This is a genomic window from Ralstonia sp. R-29, from assembly GCF_049913345.1.
Taxonomy (GTDB): Bacteria; Pseudomonadota; Gammaproteobacteria; order Burkholderiales; family Burkholderiaceae; genus Ralstonia.
Genome location: NZ_CP184377.1, coordinates 2,001,731 through 2,017,781 on the forward strand (window position 1 = coordinate 2,001,731; position 16,051 = coordinate 2,017,781).

At 62.8% G+C, this 16,051-nt stretch carries 12 protein-coding genes and 3 tRNA genes; 7 read left to right on the forward strand and 8 right to left on the reverse strand.

The window, feature by feature from the left end:
* Positions 1-223 precede the first annotated feature (223 nt).
* The 6 genes from ACN9M1_RS09330 (at position 224) to ACN9M1_RS09355 (ending at position 8,036) form a co-directional block, all read left to right on the forward strand.
* The gene (locus ACN9M1_RS09330) at positions 224-1,597 is read left to right on the forward strand and encodes a sigma 54-interacting transcriptional regulator (protein WP_426393798.1); all 1,374 of its coding nucleotides are present in this window, start codon (positions 224-226) and stop codon (positions 1,595-1,597) included.
* A gap of 1,050 nt (positions 1,598-2,647) precedes the next feature.
* Positions 2,648-3,316: a LuxR C-terminal-related transcriptional regulator gene (locus ACN9M1_RS09335; RefSeq protein WP_182570844.1), complete on the forward strand. Its 669-nt coding sequence runs from the start codon at positions 2,648-2,650 to the stop codon at positions 3,314-3,316.
* A gap of 64 nt (positions 3,317-3,380) precedes the next feature.
* On the forward strand, positions 3,381-4,253 hold the full coding sequence (locus tag ACN9M1_RS09340; protein WP_426393800.1) for a zinc-dependent peptidase: 873 nt from the start codon (positions 3,381-3,383) through the stop codon (positions 4,251-4,253).
* 191 nt (positions 4,254-4,444) lie between these two features.
* Positions 4,445-4,705, forward strand: coding sequence for a type B 50S ribosomal protein L31 (locus ACN9M1_RS09345; protein ID WP_316659081.1), 261 nt, complete (start codon positions 4,445-4,447; stop codon positions 4,703-4,705).
* Positions 4,706-4,876: 171 nt separating this feature from the next.
* Positions 4,877-6,667 carry an ArnT family glycosyltransferase gene (locus ACN9M1_RS09350; protein WP_426393802.1) on the forward strand — a complete coding sequence of 597 codons (1,791 nt, stop codon included), beginning with the start codon at positions 4,877-4,879 and terminating at the stop codon, positions 6,665-6,667.
* A gap of 22 nt (positions 6,668-6,689) precedes the next feature.
* Complete coding sequence (locus tag ACN9M1_RS09355; RefSeq protein ID WP_426393804.1) at positions 6,690-8,036, forward strand: MATE family efflux transporter; 1,347 nt, start codon at positions 6,690-6,692, stop codon at positions 8,034-8,036.
* A 117-nt stretch (positions 8,037-8,153) separates the two neighbouring features.
* Here ACN9M1_RS09355 and ACN9M1_RS09360 read toward each other — a convergent pair.
* The 4 genes from ACN9M1_RS09360 to gltX form a co-directional block, all read right to left on the reverse strand.
* Positions 8,154-8,230: transfer RNA gene (locus tag ACN9M1_RS09360), tRNA-Asp, on the reverse strand.
* Positions 8,231-8,294: 64 nt separating this feature from the next.
* Positions 8,295-8,370 (reverse strand) — tRNA-Glu (locus tag ACN9M1_RS09365).
* Between the two features lie 118 nt (positions 8,371-8,488).
* Positions 8,489-8,564 (reverse strand) — tRNA-Ala (locus tag ACN9M1_RS09370).
* Between the two features lie 132 nt (positions 8,565-8,696).
* Entirely contained in the window at positions 8,697-10,094 is a 1,398-nt protein-coding gene (gene gltX, locus ACN9M1_RS09375) for a glutamate--tRNA ligase (protein WP_426393806.1), read from the reverse strand.
* Positions 10,095-10,278: 184 nt separating this feature from the next.
* On the opposite strand from gltX, the gene ACN9M1_RS09380 reads away from it, so the two are divergent.
* Positions 10,279-11,235 carry a patatin-like phospholipase family protein gene (locus ACN9M1_RS09380; protein WP_426393808.1) on the forward strand — a complete coding sequence of 319 codons (957 nt, stop codon included), beginning with the start codon at positions 10,279-10,281 and terminating at the stop codon, positions 11,233-11,235.
* Positions 11,236-11,301: 66 nt separating this feature from the next.
* Here ACN9M1_RS09380 and ACN9M1_RS09385 read toward each other — a convergent pair whose 3' ends face one another.
* The 4 genes from ACN9M1_RS09385 to ACN9M1_RS09400 all read right to left on the reverse strand — a co-directional run bounded on the left by ACN9M1_RS09385 (position 11,302) and on the right by ACN9M1_RS09400 (position 16,034).
* A complete protein-coding gene (locus tag ACN9M1_RS09385; RefSeq protein WP_426393810.1) occupies positions 11,302-11,949 on the reverse strand; it encodes a C40 family peptidase in 648 nt (215 codons plus the stop codon).
* Between the two features lie 242 nt (positions 11,950-12,191).
* A complete protein-coding gene (locus ACN9M1_RS09390) occupies positions 12,192-13,847 on the reverse strand; it encodes an ABC transporter ATP-binding protein (protein ID WP_426393811.1) in 1,656 nt (551 codons plus the stop codon).
* Positions 13,844-14,968, reverse strand: a complete 1,125-nt coding sequence (locus ACN9M1_RS09395) for an ABC transporter permease (protein WP_426393813.1) — start codon at positions 14,966-14,968, stop codon at positions 13,844-13,846. Before ACN9M1_RS09395 ends, ACN9M1_RS09390 begins: the two co-directional genes overlap by 4 nt.
* Before the next feature lie 13 nt (positions 14,969-14,981).
* Positions 14,982-16,034: a microcin C ABC transporter permease YejB gene (locus ACN9M1_RS09400; RefSeq protein WP_426393815.1), complete on the reverse strand. Its 1,053-nt coding sequence runs from the start codon at positions 16,032-16,034 to the stop codon at positions 14,982-14,984.
* Positions 16,035-16,051 lie beyond the last annotated feature (17 nt).

The following is a 16,051-nucleotide window of genomic DNA, read 5'->3' on the forward strand; positions in this document are numbered from 1 at the left end:
TTTTATTGCTTCGGCAATGGCTTGATTTAGCAGCGGATTTTCTCGTCACCGCTGTGAAACTTGCTAGTTCATTTGCATTACGTGCGCCGCCCGCAAGCGTTTGCCGCCCTCGTCCTTAAACGTCATCGCAAAAGCCAACCCCGGCAACCATACTGCAAACCTGCCTGGGCTGAGCCGCCTGGGCAGCAGGGGAAAGACCACGAAAAACGAACGGGGGAAAACCATGCGCGAACCGTCGCTGGAATGTACAAGTGCGTGCCGAACCGTCGTGGTTGCGTCACGCGCGGGGATGGGGGAGATCGACGAAACGGTGCTGGGCGCAGACTGGCACGTACGGCGTGTCACGTCGGTGCGCGAGCTCGGCTGCGCGATCCGCGATGGCGTGCCCAAGGCCGGGCTGATCGACTTTGGCAGCGGGTTCTCCGCCCCCGAGCTGGACTTGCTGGAGCGCTGCATGCAGGTGCCGCACGTGGGATGGGTAGCCGCACTGCCGGCCAACTTGCTGAACCACGAACGCGTGCGCCAACTCGTGCGCGACTACTGCGTCGATTACGTACAGATGCCGCTGCGCACGGACGAAGCCGCCTACTCGCTGCGGCACGCCTGGGGCATGGCCGCGCTGGCGCAAGAGTCCACGCCGACACCCAAACCCAACAGCGCCCGCATGCTCGGCGAATGCCCGGCCATGCATAACCTGTTCCGCGCGATCCGTAAGGTCGCACAAAACAGCGCCCCGGCGTTCATTGCAGGCGAGTCCGGCACCGGCAAGGAGTTGACCGCACAGGCCATTCACGAGGCATCGGCGCGGGCCGGCGGGCCGTTCATCGCCATCAATTGCGGTGCGATTCCCCCGCACCTGATCCAGTCCGAATTGTTCGGCTATGAGAAAGGCGCGTTCACCGGCGCCCACCAGCGTCATATCGGCTGGGTAGAGCGCGCCAATGGCGGCACGCTGTTTCTGGATGAAATCGGCGACTTGCCGCTGGAGAGTCAGGTGAGCCTGCTGCGCTTCCTGCAACAAGGCACGATTACGCGGCTGGGCGGGCATCAGGCGATTCCGCTGGATATCCGCATCATCTCGGCCACACACGTGGACCTGGAAGCCGCGCAGCACCACGGTGGATTCCGCACCGACCTCTTCCACCGGCTCTGCGTGCTCACGCTTTCCGTGCCACCGCTGCGCGAGCGCGGCAGTGACATCGTTCTGCTGGCCGAGCACATCCTCGCCCAGCACGCCAATGAGGCCTCGCACCGCATCCGCGGCTTCACGCCCTGCGCACTGCACGCGATGATGCATTACCCCTGGCCCGGCAACGTGCGTGAGCTGATCAACCGCGTACGCCGCGCGCTGGTAATGACGGACAACCGCAAGATCTCCGCAGCCGATCTGCATCTGGAAGGCTATGCCTCGATCTCGGGCCAGACGTTGGAAGAAGCGCGCGAAGGCGCTGAATCCGACGCCATCCGCACCGCCATCGCACGCAATGGCTTTCATATGGGCATGACTGCGCGCGAGCTGGCGGTATCCCGCGTGACGCTATATCGGCTGATGCAAAAGCACGGCATCCGCGCTGAACACCCGCTGCATACAGCCTGACGCCGACATTCCTCCTCCCGTGCGGGGTACAGCTTGGCGCTGTGCCCCACCATTTCTTTGCCCAACCGCACTGGATACGACCGGTCAGCGGCCGAGGGGTGGCCCGGGTGCCGCACGTGCGGTCGGTGTCGTTTGCATATCGAACACCCCTCCTGCCTTCCGTTAGAAAAGAGTGCCCGCCGGGGGACGGAGCACAAAACCATGCGGCGCAGCCCTGCCGCCATGCCCTACGTTGCGCCAACGCCACATCAATGTGTACGGAGCGCGCAGCGAAGGTGTTGTCCGTGCGTCACCCGTATCCGGCGGGCAATTCTGCGTGGGTCATGCCCAAGCCCGGTGCCATGGGCGGTTGCACCCCCACTTCCGGGGGGGTTGCGCACATGCCCCTTGGCGGAGGATGGTGAAGCCACGCATGCGACGTACTCTGTTCGCCGGCCCAGAACACGGGCTGAGCGAAACCGATGGATGGATCGAATGCGCGGGTGGGATCAGGACCGATGGCGGTTCGCACCGGCAACGTATCGGTGAAAGCGCCACGAATGGCGAAATCGCTGCCTATTGCGAGCGCGGGCACCATGACTGCCATGGCCGCAAGGCTCGCAACCACTCCCGTCCAATCGACCGTCCGCCGCAACGACCAACGCCGAGCACAGCGCTGCGCAATGGTTGGCATGGCTCTCTCCTCCCCACGGGGCATAGAGCGACATCCATGCCATGATGATTAACGCCTTGTTTTTACGGGATATTCCGCGCCCGGAAGAGGGATCGCGCCAAGTTGGCACGCGTTTTTGTGTCGCGCCTGAAACAAGAGCCGCCACAAAACCACGCCATCGCGTCGACCCGCTTCGTAACGAGTGGATTACGCGCCCCGGCACACACTGACCTACAGTGGCTAAGGCGTATCGGCAAGGGTCCCGAGGCATGACCGTGGCAACTGTCATTTTCTTGATACGCCACTAGAATGATTCGGAACGGGGGTCTGCTCCGGCCTGCTGCATCGTCCGGGGCGACAAGGATGTTCGCAAGATCGGTAACAGGTCGAGAACAACGATGAACACTGTTTTGATCGAAGCCCATCCGTTGGTGCGTACGGGCATTGCGCACCTGCTACGGACGCTCAAAGGCGTCACCGGCGTCACTGTCGTCGAACCGGACGACGGCATGTTTGACGCCATCGAAGCTAATGCCGACGCTGGTCTTCTTGTGATTGGCCTGCCACTGCCGCATCTGGACGAGCTGTCCGCCATCGGCGAGATCATGCATCGGCCGCACGCGCGCCACGTGGTCGTGCTGGCCGAATCCGAATCCCCCGACATCATCCGCACGCTCATGCAGATGGGTTTGTCGGGCTACACGCTCAAGCATTCGCCGGGCGAGGTCATCGCGGCCTCGCTGGAACTGGTGCTGGTGGGCGGGCAGTACATTCCGGCCAGCGCGCTACTGCCCGAATCCCGCCTGGACGGCGCGCCCAACCCGGCACTGGCCGGCGATCCGCAGACTGATCCCAAGCTGCTCGGCATCACGCCGCGCCAGTACGAGATTCTGGTGTTGCTGTCGCGCGGACATCCCGTCAAGACCATCAGCCGCATGCTGAACATCTCCGAGGCCACCGCCAAGGCGCATATCAGCACGCTGTATCGGCGCCTGAAGGTTCGTAGCCGCACCGAGGCGGTCTACGTTGCCAACCAGCGCGGCGCGCGGCTGCTCTCCGTCGCCTGACCCTCGCGTCAGGACCCAAGCCTGCGTCGCAAAGCCGCGGGCGGGGTGTCGATATACTGGGCGCATGCTTTCGTCCGTCTTCCGCTGGTTCTCTGGCCGCGCACGGTCGCGGCGCCTGGCGCGCTACGCCATCTCCGACACGCTGTGGTCACGCACACTGGCCGGCCTGCCCTTCCTGCTGGATTGGCCCGAAGCGGATCTCGCGCGCCTGCGTGAAACCGCAACGCTCTTCATCGCCGAAAAGGAATTCACCACCGCGCACGGCTTGCCGCTCACCGATGAGATGGTGGTTGCCATTGCCGCGCAGGCGAGCGTACCGATCTTGGAGCTCGGCATCGCGTGGTATGGCGGCTGGCACGGCGTGGTCATTTACCCGGGCGAGTTCGTGATCCGCAAAGAGGTGATGGACGAAGATGGCGTCGTTCACCACGTACGAGAAGAAGCCGCCGGAGAGGCATGGGAACACGGCCCGGTCATCCTGTCGTGTCAAGACATCGAACTCGGCGGCGCATTGGCCGCCCACGATGCGCAGCCGTACAACGTGGTGATCCACGAATTTGCGCACAAACTCGACATGCGCAATGGCGAGTCCGACGGCATTCCTGCCTTCTCGTCGCAATTGCACGGCAATCTCGATCGTGAAGCGTGGGCCGACGCGCTCTACGCGGAATACGATGCCTTTGCCGATCGATGTGACCACCTTCCCGAACATCGGTGGGCGACGGATCCCATCCTGGCGTTGCTAGACCCATACGGTGCGCAGCATCCAGCGGAGTTCTTTGCGGTGGCGTCCGAAGTGTTCTTCGTCGAGCCTGGGGCCTTGCTCGACACGCTGCCGACCCTGTACGCGCTGCTGCAGGCCTTCTATCTGCAGGACCCGGCGCGGCGGACATGGCGTGCGGAGGTGGCCGGGTCGGATTTTCGCCACAACAAGTGATGAATGGATTGCTTTTCGTCCAGCGGACCTTGCGCATTTTGCCAGCGGCGCGTTGCCCAAGCCTTTGTTTCTCTGGCATAATCGTCGTTTCTCCACCCGGCAAGTGATTCGACGGCTGGTCGCACGGTGTTCTGATTACCCGAGCACCTGAAGCGCGCCCCGAATTGGCTACCTCAACCCCAGGGCCCATCATGAAAGAAGGCATTCACCCGAATTACCGCGAAGTCGTGTTCCAGGACATGTCCAGCGAGTTCAAGTTCATCACCCGCTCGACCATCCAAACCAAGGAAACGATCACGCTAGACGGCAAGGAATATCCCCTGGCCAAGATCGAAGTCTCGTCCGAATCGCACCCGTTCTACACGGGCCAGCAAAAGGTTCTGGATACGGCCGGCCGCGTCGAAAAGTTCCGCAACAAGTTCGGCAGCAAAATCGGCAAGGCTGCCAAGTAATATCGGCGCCGGAGACGGCTCACTACATGGCCCGTCTCACTGGTCAAAAAAAAAGGCAGCTGCGGCTGCCTTTTTTGTTTGTGGGCATCCGGCTGGGCGTTTGCGCCCGCTCCTCTTACGATCGGCACGCTGTCGTGCAACCCTGGCTAGGTTCGCCTGGTCTGACACCCGATGAACACCACCCGCGTCTCGCGCATCCGCCTGACTGCTGCAGCCACTCGCGAACTGCCGCGCTGGCTGCTGCTCGCCATCTGCGTGATCTACGGCCTCTCGGGCCTGTTCTCGCGCGACCCGTGGAAGAACGAAGACGCCGCCGGCTTCGGCGCCATGTGGACGCTGGCCACCGGCAACACGCAGGACTGGCTGATGCCGAACATCGTCGGGCGCCCGGTCGTGCAGTCGGGGCCCCTGGTGTTCTGGATCGGCGGGGCGTTCATCCGCGTGTTCGGGCAATGGCTCGGCCCATCAGACGCGTCGCGCCTGGCCACCGCCCTGTTCTTCTTCATCACCTGCGCCTGCATCTGGTACGGCGCCTACCTGCTCGGCCGCCGGGCAGAGGTGCAGCCCTTTGAGTTTGTCTTCGGCGGCCAACCGAATACGCGCGACTATGGCCGCACGCTCGCCGATGGCGCGCTGCTGATCTTCCTCGCCTGCGTTGGCTTGGCGCAGCGGGGGCACGAAACCACGCCGCTGGTCGGCGCGCTCTGCTTCGTAGCGGTGGCTGTGTATGGCTTGATTCGCGCGCTCGACAAGCCCGTGCGCGGCAGCCTCATCTACGGCATCGGCATCGGCTGTTTGTCACTGGCAGGCGGGCCGATTCTGCCACTGGTGATCACGGTTGCCGTGCTGGTGGTCGCGCAGGCCACGCGTGTATTGCCCGTGCGCCCGCTTCTGACGATCGCGCTGCCGGTATCGCTGGCACTCGGGTGGTCGTGGCCGGCCATCGCCTATCTGCTGGCGACCAATCCGACGGACGCAGTGACGTACATCCGCGAATGGGCACGTTTTGATCGCCACCAGTACGCCGGCCCGACCGCCCATTCGCTTGGCTTTATCGCGCGCAACCTGCCGCTGTTTGCATGGCCCGTGTGGCCGCTGGCCGCCTGGGCATGGCGAAGCTGGAGCGGCATGCGCACCGCCCCGCATATCGCGCTGCCGCTGGCTATGCTGGTGCCGCAGTTGCTGCTCCTGCTGCTGCAACCGGCACCGGGCGACGACAGTTTCCTGCTGCTGATTCCACCGATGGCTGTGCTGGCCGCGTTTGCCCTGCCCACGTTGCAGCGCGGCGTGATCAGCGCCATTGATTGGTTTGCGCTCCTGGCCTTTACCATCCTGGGTGGCACGGTGTGGCTGTTGTGGATCGCCAAGATGACGGGCTTTCCGCCGCAGCTGGCGCGCAACGTCTACCGCATCGTGCCGGGCTATCGCCCCGAGTTCAGCTGGACGGCCTTGGCCTGGGCCCTGCTGGTGACGGCTGCGTGGATACTCATCGTTGCGTGGCGCACATCGCGCGCGCCCAAGGCCATCTGGCGTGCCGTGGTGATCTCCGCCGCCGGCACCACGCTGATGTGGGTGCTAATGATGACGCTGTGGCTGCCCACCATCAACTACGCGAAGACCTACCGTGACGTGGCGCAATCGGCCGCGCTCGCACTGCCGCGCACCTATACGTGCGTGCAGCCGATCCGCATGGGCGATGCGCAGCTTGCCTCGTTCGCCTACTTCGGCCACATCCGCTTCGGCAACGCGGAAGACAACTGCGACATCCTGCTGCGTCACGACCAATACGACTACGGCGCGCCGTCGAGCATCTCAAACTACGAGTGGCGCCTGATCTGGGAAGGCCGCCGCCCCGCTGACCGCGACGAGCATTTCCGCATGTATCGCCTGACCGAGGCTGCCGCCGCAACGCATCCCCCGCCCGCCCCGACTACGACGCGCCGGCGCAAGCTGCGCCAGTAACGACGTCGCGCCTAATCCGCCAATGTTTCTCGCCGACGTTCGCCGCATAACTGCACTGGCCTGGCCGGTGTTGATTGGCCAGTTGGCCGTGATCACCTTCGGCGTGCTCGATACGGCCATGGCCGGGCGCGCCTCCGCTGCCGATCTTGCCGCCATCGGGCTCGGCGGCTCGATCTACGTGACGGTGTACATCAGCCTGATGGGAGTGTTGCAGGCGCTCTCCCCCATCGCCGGGCAACTCTACGGCGCACAAAAGCACGGCGAGATTGGCGAGGAAGTGCGCCAGGCCATCTGGCTCGGACTGCTTCTGGCGGCCATTGGCATGCTGATCCTCTGGTTCCCCGCCCCGCTGCTGCGCCTGGCGGACGCCACGCCCGAGCTAACCGAAAAGGCGACTGCTTATCTGCGCTACGAAGCGCTCGCCTTGCCGGCAGCGCTCGGGTTCCGCATCTACTCTGCGCTGAACAACGCGCTGTCCCGCCCGGTCATGGTGACGGTGCTGCAACTGGCCGGGCTCGTTCTCAAGTTTCCGCTCAACGCGCTGTTCCTATACGGCGGCATGGGGCTCCCCGCAATGGGCGGCCCCGGCTGTGCGCTTGCATCGATGATCATCAGTTGGTTGTCGTTCATCGCAGCGGCCGCCATCTTGATACGCAACCCCGCATACACGCCGTTCTCGATCTTCACGCATTACTCGCCGCCAAACCGGGCGCGATTGTGGGCGCTGATTCGCCTGGGCGTGCCGATGGGTTTCACTTACCTGATCGAGATCACCTCGTTCACGCTGATGGCGATCTTTATTGCGCGTCTGGGTACGGTCGTGCTGGCCGGCCACCAGATCGCCGCGAACCTGGGTGCAGTCGCCTATATGGTGCCGCTGTCCCTGTCGATCGCTACGTCGACACTGGCTGCACAGTCCATCGGCGCTCGCGATCGCGTCGCCGCGCGGCGGATTTCATTGAATGGGATCAAGCTGGCCGTCCTCTGTGCGGCCATCGTCGGCGCAGCGGTGCTTTTCTTGCGGCATGGACTGGTCGGCCTGTACACGCGCGACGCGACGGTGATGGCCATCGCTGTACCGCTGCTGCCTTTCATCGCGTTCTATCAGATGTTCGACGCGCTGCAGGTGATGGCGGCGTTCATTCTGCGCGCGTACAAGATCGCATTGATCCCAACCGTGATCTACGCCCTTTCGCTGTGGGGCGTGGGTCTGGGCGGCGGCTATGTCTTGGGCTTCGGGTTGTTGGGCGATACAGCCGCGACGCTGCGTGGTGCCGCAGGTTTCTGGGCTGCCAATGGCCTGAGCTTGATGGTGGCAGGCGCCCTGCTGGTCAGCTATTTCAATCGCGTCAGCCGCCTTCCCGATTAACTTCTCCATTCCAACGCCACGCGCATCCTGCTGAATGCGCGTTTAAAGGGAAGCGGGGAGGTAATTGAAACGGGAAATACAAAAGAAAAAACCCGCTGCAAGCAGCGGGTTTTGATTTGGCGGAGCGGACGGGACTCGAACCCGCGACCCCCGGCGTGACAGGCCGGTATTCTAACCGACTGAACTACCGCTCCGTGTCGGTTGCAAAACCAGCTAGAGACTGGCTTTGCGAGTGAGCTTCTGGTTAAGCTCTTGTTATGGCGTCCCCTAGGGGATTCGAACCCCTGTACTCACCGTGAAAGGGTGATGTCCTAGGCCTCTAGACGAAGGGGACAGAAACTGTTTTGCAACGCTTTCTGTCTTACGCTGCGAAGTCCGCTACTATATCGAACTTTTCAGCATTTTGGAAGCTTCTTTTCAAATTTATTTTTGAATCGAATCTTCCGGCATTTTGGTGGAGCTAAGCGGGATCGAACCGCTGACCTCTTGCATGCCATGCAAGCGCTCTCCCAGCTGAGCTATAGCCCCAAGTACTGCTAACTACTTCTTACTGCTGGCTTCTTGCTGCGTTTCGCTTCGTGTTGCAGCGAAAACAAGAGTATAGGGGAAGTAATTAGCGCTTGGCAATACCCTTTCGCAAATTTTTTTGCGACGGCTGCGTCACGCGGCCAAACGGCGCAGAACAACGTCGCGACCGAACAGTTCTAGCACGGCGTCGATCGACGGCGTTTGCAGTTGTCCCGCCACCAGCAAGCGCACCGGCATCGCCAGCTTCGGCATCTTCCAGCCGTGCGCGGCCAACACTTCCTTGAAGGCGGCACTGATGGCTTCACGCTTCCACTCCGGCAATGCGCCCAGCTTTTCGGCCAGTGCTGCAATGCCCGGGCGCACGTCGTCCGTGAGGTGCTGCGCGGCGAGTTCCGGTTCGATGGCCAGATCGGTGCGGTAGAACAGCAACGCCGTCTGCGCAACTTCACGCAGCGTGTTGGCGCGGTCCTTCACCAGCGCAACGACGTCGGCGAGCACAGGGCCGCCGTCGACCTTGCCGCCCAGCTCTTCGATGAAGGGCTTCACCAAGCCAGCGAGGCGCACGTTTTCCGCCTGCTTGATGTAGTGGTTGTTCAACCAAGCGAGCTTCTCGGGGTTGTATTGCGCGGGCGACTTACCCAGGTGCTCCAAGTCGAACCATTCGATGAACTGCTCGCGCGAGAAAATTTCGGCATCGCCGTGCGCCCAACCCAGGCGGGCGAGATAATTGACGATGGCTTCGGGCAGGTAGCCGGCGTCGCGGTAGCCGGTCACGCTCATGGCACCATGGCGCTTGCTCATCTTCTCGCCCTGCTCGTTGAGGACGGTCGGCAAATGCGCGTAGACCGGGGGCGTACCGCCCAGGGCGCGCAGGATGTTGATCTGGCGCGGGGTGTTGTTGACGTGGTCATCGCCGCGGATCACGTGGGTGATCTGCATGTCCATGTCGTCGACGACGACGCAGAAGTTGTACGTGGGCGTACCGTCGGGGCGCGCGATGACGAGGTCGTCGAGCTCATCGTTGGAGATTTCGATGCGGCCTTTGACGGCGTCGTCCCACACCACGCTGCCGCCGATGGGGTTCTTGAAGCGCATCACGGGCTGCACACCTGCGGGCGGCGTCGGCAGGACCTTGCCGGGCTCGGGGCGCCAGGTGCCGTCGTAGCGGGGTTTTTCGCCGCGCTCGCGTTGCGCTTCGCGCAGGGCGTCGAGCTCTTCGGTGCTCATGTAGCACGGGTAGACGAGTTCCTTTTCCACCATCTGCGCGATGACTTCGCGATAGCGGTCCATGCGCTGCATTTGGTAGAACGGACCTTCGTCGATGTCCATGTCCAGCCAGTCCATCGCTTCCAGGATCACATCGACGGCTTCCTGGCTGGAGCGCTCCACATCGGTGTCTTCAATGCGCAGGATGAAGTCGCCCTTCATCTTGCGGGCGAAGGCCCACGGGTAGAGTGCCGAGCGGATGTTGCCGAGGTGGATGAAACCAGTGGGGCTGGGAGCGAAACGAGTACGGACGCGCTGTGTCATAGGAATGGCTGGAACGAACAAGGCCGCCTGATGGGATCCATGATGGATCGTGAGCGGCCTTCATCAAAACCGAAATTATAGCAACCGCGTCCCCAGGACTTGACCGGCCTGCCGCCGAACTTTGGCACAATGGCGGCCGACTACAGCGCGTATCCGCGCGCACCACCGAACCGCCCCAACGCTCATGCAACGCCGCCTCTTTCTAGGTGCCACCGGCGCCTCCCTGCTCTCCGCCTGTACCGTGACGGGCTTTTCGTCCGGCAAGACCGAAACGCCGGTGACACCATCCACCGCTGTATTGCCGCCGTCGTCGCAATCGGCCACACCGCCGGTGCGTATCGGCCTGGCGCTGGGGGGCGGCGCCGCGCGGGGCTTCGCACACATCGGCGTCATCAAGATGCTGGAGGCGCAGGGCATCCAGATCGACTACATCACCGGTACCAGCGCGGGCAGCGTGGTGGCGGCGATTTACGCGTCGGGCATGTCGGGGCTGGAAATGAACCGCATGGCGCTCAAGATGGACGAGGCCATGATCGCGGACTGGGCACTGCCCTTCGGCACCCGCTTTGGCGGCTGGCTCAAGGGCGAAGCGCTGGAGAACTACATCAACCGCCTGGTCAAGCAAAAGAGCATTGAGCAGATGCGCGTTCCGCTGGGCATTGTCGCCACGGACCTCACCAGCGGTAAGCCGATCCTGTTCCGCCGCGGCAACACCGGCCAGGCTGTGCGCGCATCGTGCAGCGTCCCGGGCGTGTTCCAGCCAGTGACGATCAGCGGCCGCCAGTACGTGGATGGCGGCCTGGTGGCGCCGGTGCCCGTCACCTACGTCAAGCAGATGGGCGCAACGTTTGTGATTGCGGTGAACATCTCGGCGGATCCGTCCAACCAGTCGGTGTCGGGCCAGGCCAGCATGCTGCTGCAAACGACGGCCATCATGGGCCAGAGCATCAACAAGACCGAACTGGCGCAGGCTGACGTGGTGATCACGCCATCGCTGCCATTCGTGAAGGGCAGCGACTTTACGGCCCGCAACGAAGCGATCCTGGCCGGAGAGCAAGCAGCCCAGGCAGCTATGCCATTGCTGCGCGAAAAGCTGCGCCTGCCGCAAACAACAGCCGCCTCCCCGCAGCCGGCGCACTGAACACACCACACAGACAACAAAAAAGACCGCCGCGGCGGTCTTTTTTTCAGTCGACGTACCAGCGAATCAGCCGCCGTACAACGCCAGGGGCTTGCCAGATGCATTCGGGTCAACGCGCTTGAGTTGCTCGACAAAGTTGTCGGCGCCTTCCTTGATCGACGTGCCGGAATTGCCTTCGATGCGGCGTGCACCGTTGTAACGCGACACCCAGTACGAGGCGGTCATGTCATCCACGCGGATCTTGCTGCCGGTGGACGGTGCGTGCACAAACTTGTTGTCGCCGATGTAGATGCCGACGTGCGAAAACGTATGGCGCATGGTGTTGAAAAACACCAGGTCGCCGGGGCGCAGTTCCGCCATGTCGACGCTCGTGCCGACGCGGCTCATTTCCACGGCGCGGCGCGGCAGCAGGAAACCAAAGGTGTCGTTGAAGACGTAGCGAACGAAGCCGCTGCAGTCGAGGCCCGATTCCGGCGTGTTGCCGCCGAAACGGTAGCGCAGGCCAATCATGCCCAGCGCGTTCATGACCACGTCGCTGGTTTTGCTCATCACGTTGGAGATGAGGCCGGGCTTGGCTTCCGGCTTGGCGTCGGCGCGGACTTCGGTGTCCTTGAAGACCGTATCAGCCTGTACGCCATTCGACACGATCACGCCGCAGCCGATCACAACCCCTACCGCTAGGCGCGCCATGGAATGAAGTACGAAGTGCTGCATTGGTTCTCCCTCGGAAACTCACAATGATCGCACCGACATGTGACAGCGCGAATGAGGCCAGTCCGAATCCTGTTAAAACAATCTCGCAGGATGATAAAAGTGACACCTTGACTTGTCAAAGGTCGTTACAAATTGGCTTAAATTCACAGCCGAATCAAGCACTTACGCATCACTTTAGATGCGCATCCTTACAAAAATGGTGCATCGCAACCGCACCGAACTGGTGCGCGAAGTGCCGGTTTTTACGGGTTATCCCGCGCCGGGACGAGGGAGGCGGCCGCCATCAGCTTGCAGGTGTAGGGGTGGGAAGGTGACGCCAACACCGCCTCAGTGTCGCCCTCTTCCACCACTTTTCCATCCTTCATCACCACCACGCGATGTGACATGGCGCGAATGACGGCGAGGTCGTGGCTGATGAAGAGATACGACAGGTTGTACTTTTTCTGAAGGGCCGACAGCAGCGAAAGCACCTGCTGCTGGATCGACACATCGAGCGCGGACGTCGGCTCATCGAGCACCAGCACCTGCGGCTTGAGGATCAGCACGCGCGCGATGGCGATGCGCTGGCGCTGGCCGCCGGAGAATTCATGCGGATAGCGCCCCAATGCGGTGCGGTCCAGCCCGACCTCGCGCAACGCCTCGATCACGCGGTGGCGCCGCTCGGTGGCATTGATGTGGGGTTGGTGCAACGCCAGCCCTTCCCCGACGATCTCCTCGATCGTCATGCGCGGCGAGAGGGAGCCGTATGGGTCCTGAAAGACCACCTGCATGCGGGCGCACACCGCTTGACGGTCTTCGCGCGAGATACGCAGCAGCGAGTTGCCGAGAAACCGCAAATCGCCGCCTTTGGGCGTCTGTAAGCCCAGCAACGTCTGTGCAAGCGTGGTCTTGCCCGAGCCGGACTCCCCCACGATGCCGAGCGTTTCGCCTTCGCGCAGTTGCAGCGAAACGGCATCGACCGCGGTGAATGGATCGCTACGGAACCAGCCGGCAAAACCGGGGCGATGGCGCTCGTAGGTGACGGTCAGCTTGTCGGCTTCGAGCAGCACGGGCGCGAGCGGCACCAGCGGCAGCACATCGCGCTGCGGGCGGCTTTCCAGCAGACGCACGGTGTAGGGGTGCTTGGGCGCGGCAAACACGTCGGCCGTATTGCCAGTTTCGACCAGCACGCCCTGCTCCATCACGCCGACGCGCTCTGCGAAGGCACGCACCATGTTCAGGTCGTGCGTGATCAGCATGATGGCCATGCCAAACTCGGCTTGCAGCTCGCGCAGCAGTTGCAGGATCTGCATGCGCACCGTCACATCGAGCGCGGTCGTCGGTTCATCAGCTAACAGCAGCTTGGGCGAGCACGCGAGCGCCATGGCAATCATGGCGCGCTGACGCTGGCCGCCCGACAGCTGATGCGGGAACGCGTCAAACCGGCGCGGCGCCTCCTTGATGCCCGTGCGCTCCAGCAGCGCGATGGCACGGGCCTTGGCGGCGCGCTTGTCCAGGCCTTCGTGCAGTTCCAGCGTTTCAACGATCTGGTTACCGATGGTGTAGAGCGGGTTGAGCGCCGTCATCGGCTCCTGGAACACCATGGCGACGTCCGCGCCACGCAGGCCGCGCATTTCGCGCTCGCTGGCGGCCAGCAGGTCACGGCCCTCCAGCAGGATGCGCCCGCTGTATCGCGCATCCGCGAGCAGACGCATGATCGACAGCGCCGTGACGGACTTGCCCGAGCCTGACTCGCCCACCAACGCAAAACGCTCGCCGGCATGCAGGTCCAGCGAGACGTGCTTGACGGCGTCGGTCGTCTCGCCGTGCTCGGAGTCGAAGTGCACGCACAGATCATCGAGCCGAAGCAGCGGGCCGTCGTATTTGGGTGCGGTTGAACGCAGATCGACGCGGGTCATTTGCCCTCCGTCGGCTTCTGGCGCGCCCGCAGTTGCGCGAACGACAGGCGCGTGTCGAAGGCATCGCGCAGGGCATCACCCATGAAGGTCAGCAGTACGAGGGTCAGCACAAGGACCACGAAGGTCGATAGCGAAATCCACCACGCATCCAGGTTGGCTTTGCCCTGCGATAACAACTCACCCAGGCTGGGGGTGGAGGGCGGCACGCCCAAGCCGAGGAAGTCCAGGCTAGTGAGCGCGAGGATGGCCGCGCTCATGCGGAACGGCAAGAAGGTGATCACCGGCGTCAGGCTGTTGGGCATGATATGGCGCCACATGATCTGCCAGTTCGACAGCCCCATCGCACGCGCCGATTTGACGTAGTCCAGCGAGCGATTGCGATAAAACTCGGCGCGCACGTAGTCCGAAAGCCCCATCCAGCCGAACAGCGACAGCAGGATGATCAGCAACCCCAGGCTTGGCGTAAAGATGGACGCGAAGATGATCAGCAGGTACAGCTCAGGCATCGAACTCCAGATTTCGATCAACCGCTGCGAGAGCATGTCGAAGCGGCCGCCGAAGAAGCCCATCAAGGCGCCGGTGAGCGTGCCGACCAATACCCCAATCACCGTCAACGCCAGCCCAAACAGCACCGACACCCGAAAGCCATACAGCAGCCGCGCAAACACATCCCGCCCGCGGTCATCCGTACCGAGCCAGTTCTCTGCCGACGGCGGCGCGGGGTTGGGCTCCTTTGAGAAGTAGTTCAGCGTCTCGTATGAATACGGATTGGGTGGGTAGACGGCAAAGCTGCCCGGCTCCTTGAACTTGTCGCGGATGTACGGATCGAGGTAATCGGTGGGCGTGGGGAAATCGCCGCCGAAGGCTGTCTCCGGGTAGGTCTTCACGATGGGGAAATACCACGTGCCGTGATAGCGGACGACCAGCGGCCGGTCGTTCGAGATGAGTTCGCCGCCTAGGCTGAGCACGAACAGCGCCACGAACAGGATCAGGCTCCAATAACCGAGGCGGTGCTGCTTGAACCGCCGCCACGCGCGCTTGAGCGGCGACGGCGAATGGCGCACCGCGTGCGGCGCCGCGACGTTGGACGGATGGGCGGAAGTGCGGGAGTACTGAGTCATGTCGCTGGTTCGCCTATCGCCCAACCGAGCCGAAGTGGATACGCGGATCCACCAGCACGTAGCACACGTCCGAAATCAGCCGCGCCGCCAACCCGATCAGCGTGAACAGGTACAGCGTGCCGAGCACGACCGGATAGTCGCGCCGCATCACGGCCTCATACGAGAGCAAACCCATGCCGTCGAGCGAGAACAGTTGCTCGATCAACAGGGAACCCGTGAAGAACGCGCCGATAAATGCCGTCGGAAAGCCCGTCACGAGCGGCAGCAGCGCATTGCGGAAGATGTGCTTCCACAACACGCGCCGCTCCGACAAGCCCTTGCTGCGCGCCGTCAGCACGTACTGCTTGCGGATTTCCTCCAGGAACGCGTTCTTCGTCAGCATGGTGATGACGGCAAAGCTGCCCACCACCGACGCGGCCACGGGCAGCGTGATGTGCCACAGGTAATCCGTCACCTTGCCAAGCAGACTCAGTTGATCCCAGTTGTCCGACGTAATGCCGCGAATCGGGAACCATTGGAAGAACGTGCCACCACCGAACAGCACCAGCAACAGCACACCCAGCACAAAGCCCGGAATGGCGTAGCCCACCAACACGATGATGCTGGTCACCAGATCGAACCGGCTGCCCGCCCGCACCGCCTTGGCAATCCCCAGCGGCACCGCGATCAGATACGTGAGAAAGAACGTCCACAACCCGATCGAAATCGATACCGGCAGTTTGGACTTGATGAGCTCCCACACGCTGCGATGCTGAAAGTAGCTCTCGCCCAGATCAAAGCGCGCGAAGCGGCCAAGCATCAGGAAGTAACGCTCCACCGGGCTCTTGTCGAAGCCATACAGCGCGCGAATCTCCTTGATCTTCTCGGCATCCACGCCGCGTCGGCCACGGTAGTCGAAGGCGCCGCCGCCGCTGGCCTCGCCGCCGGCGCCCCGCCCTTTCATCTCGATCATCATCTGCTCGACAGGGCCACCGGGCACAAACTGGATCACCGCAAAGGTGAGCGTGATCACGCCAATCAGCGTTGGAATCAGGAGCAGCAGCCGTTTGATCAAATAGGCAAACATGGCGACGTCACGTTAGC

Coding starts and splice junctions, on each gene's coding strand:
- ACN9M1_RS09330 (WP_426393798.1), top strand. CDS start 224: ATGCGCGAACCGTCGCTGGAATGTACAAGTGCGTGCCGAACCGTCGTG.
- ACN9M1_RS09335 (WP_182570844.1), top strand. CDS start 2,648: ATGAACACTGTTTTGATCGAAGCCCATCCGTTGGTGCGTACGGGCATT.
- ACN9M1_RS09340 (WP_426393800.1), top strand. CDS start 3,381: ATGCTTTCGTCCGTCTTCCGCTGGTTCTCTGGCCGCGCACGGTCGCGG.
- ACN9M1_RS09345 (WP_316659081.1), top strand. CDS start 4,445: ATGAAAGAAGGCATTCACCCGAATTACCGCGAAGTCGTGTTCCAGGAC.
- ACN9M1_RS09350 (WP_426393802.1), top strand. CDS start 4,877: ATGAACACCACCCGCGTCTCGCGCATCCGCCTGACTGCTGCAGCCACT.
- ACN9M1_RS09355 (WP_426393804.1), top strand. CDS start 6,690: ATGTTTCTCGCCGACGTTCGCCGCATAACTGCACTGGCCTGGCCGGTG.
- gltX (WP_426393806.1), bottom strand. CDS start 10,094: ATGACACAGCGCGTCCGTACTCGTTTCGCTCCCAGCCCCACTGGTTTC.
- ACN9M1_RS09380 (WP_426393808.1), top strand. CDS start 10,279: ATGCAACGCCGCCTCTTTCTAGGTGCCACCGGCGCCTCCCTGCTCTCC.
- ACN9M1_RS09385 (WP_426393810.1), bottom strand. CDS start 11,949: ATGCAGCACTTCGTACTTCATTCCATGGCGCGCCTAGCGGTAGGGGTT.
- ACN9M1_RS09390 (WP_426393811.1), bottom strand. CDS start 13,847: ATGACCCGCGTCGATCTGCGTTCAACCGCACCCAAATACGACGGCCCG.
- ACN9M1_RS09395 (WP_426393813.1), bottom strand. CDS start 14,968: ATGACTCAGTACTCCCGCACTTCCGCCCATCCGTCCAACGTCGCGGCG.
- ACN9M1_RS09400 (WP_426393815.1), bottom strand. CDS start 16,034: ATGTTTGCCTATTTGATCAAACGGCTGCTGCTCCTGATTCCAACGCTG.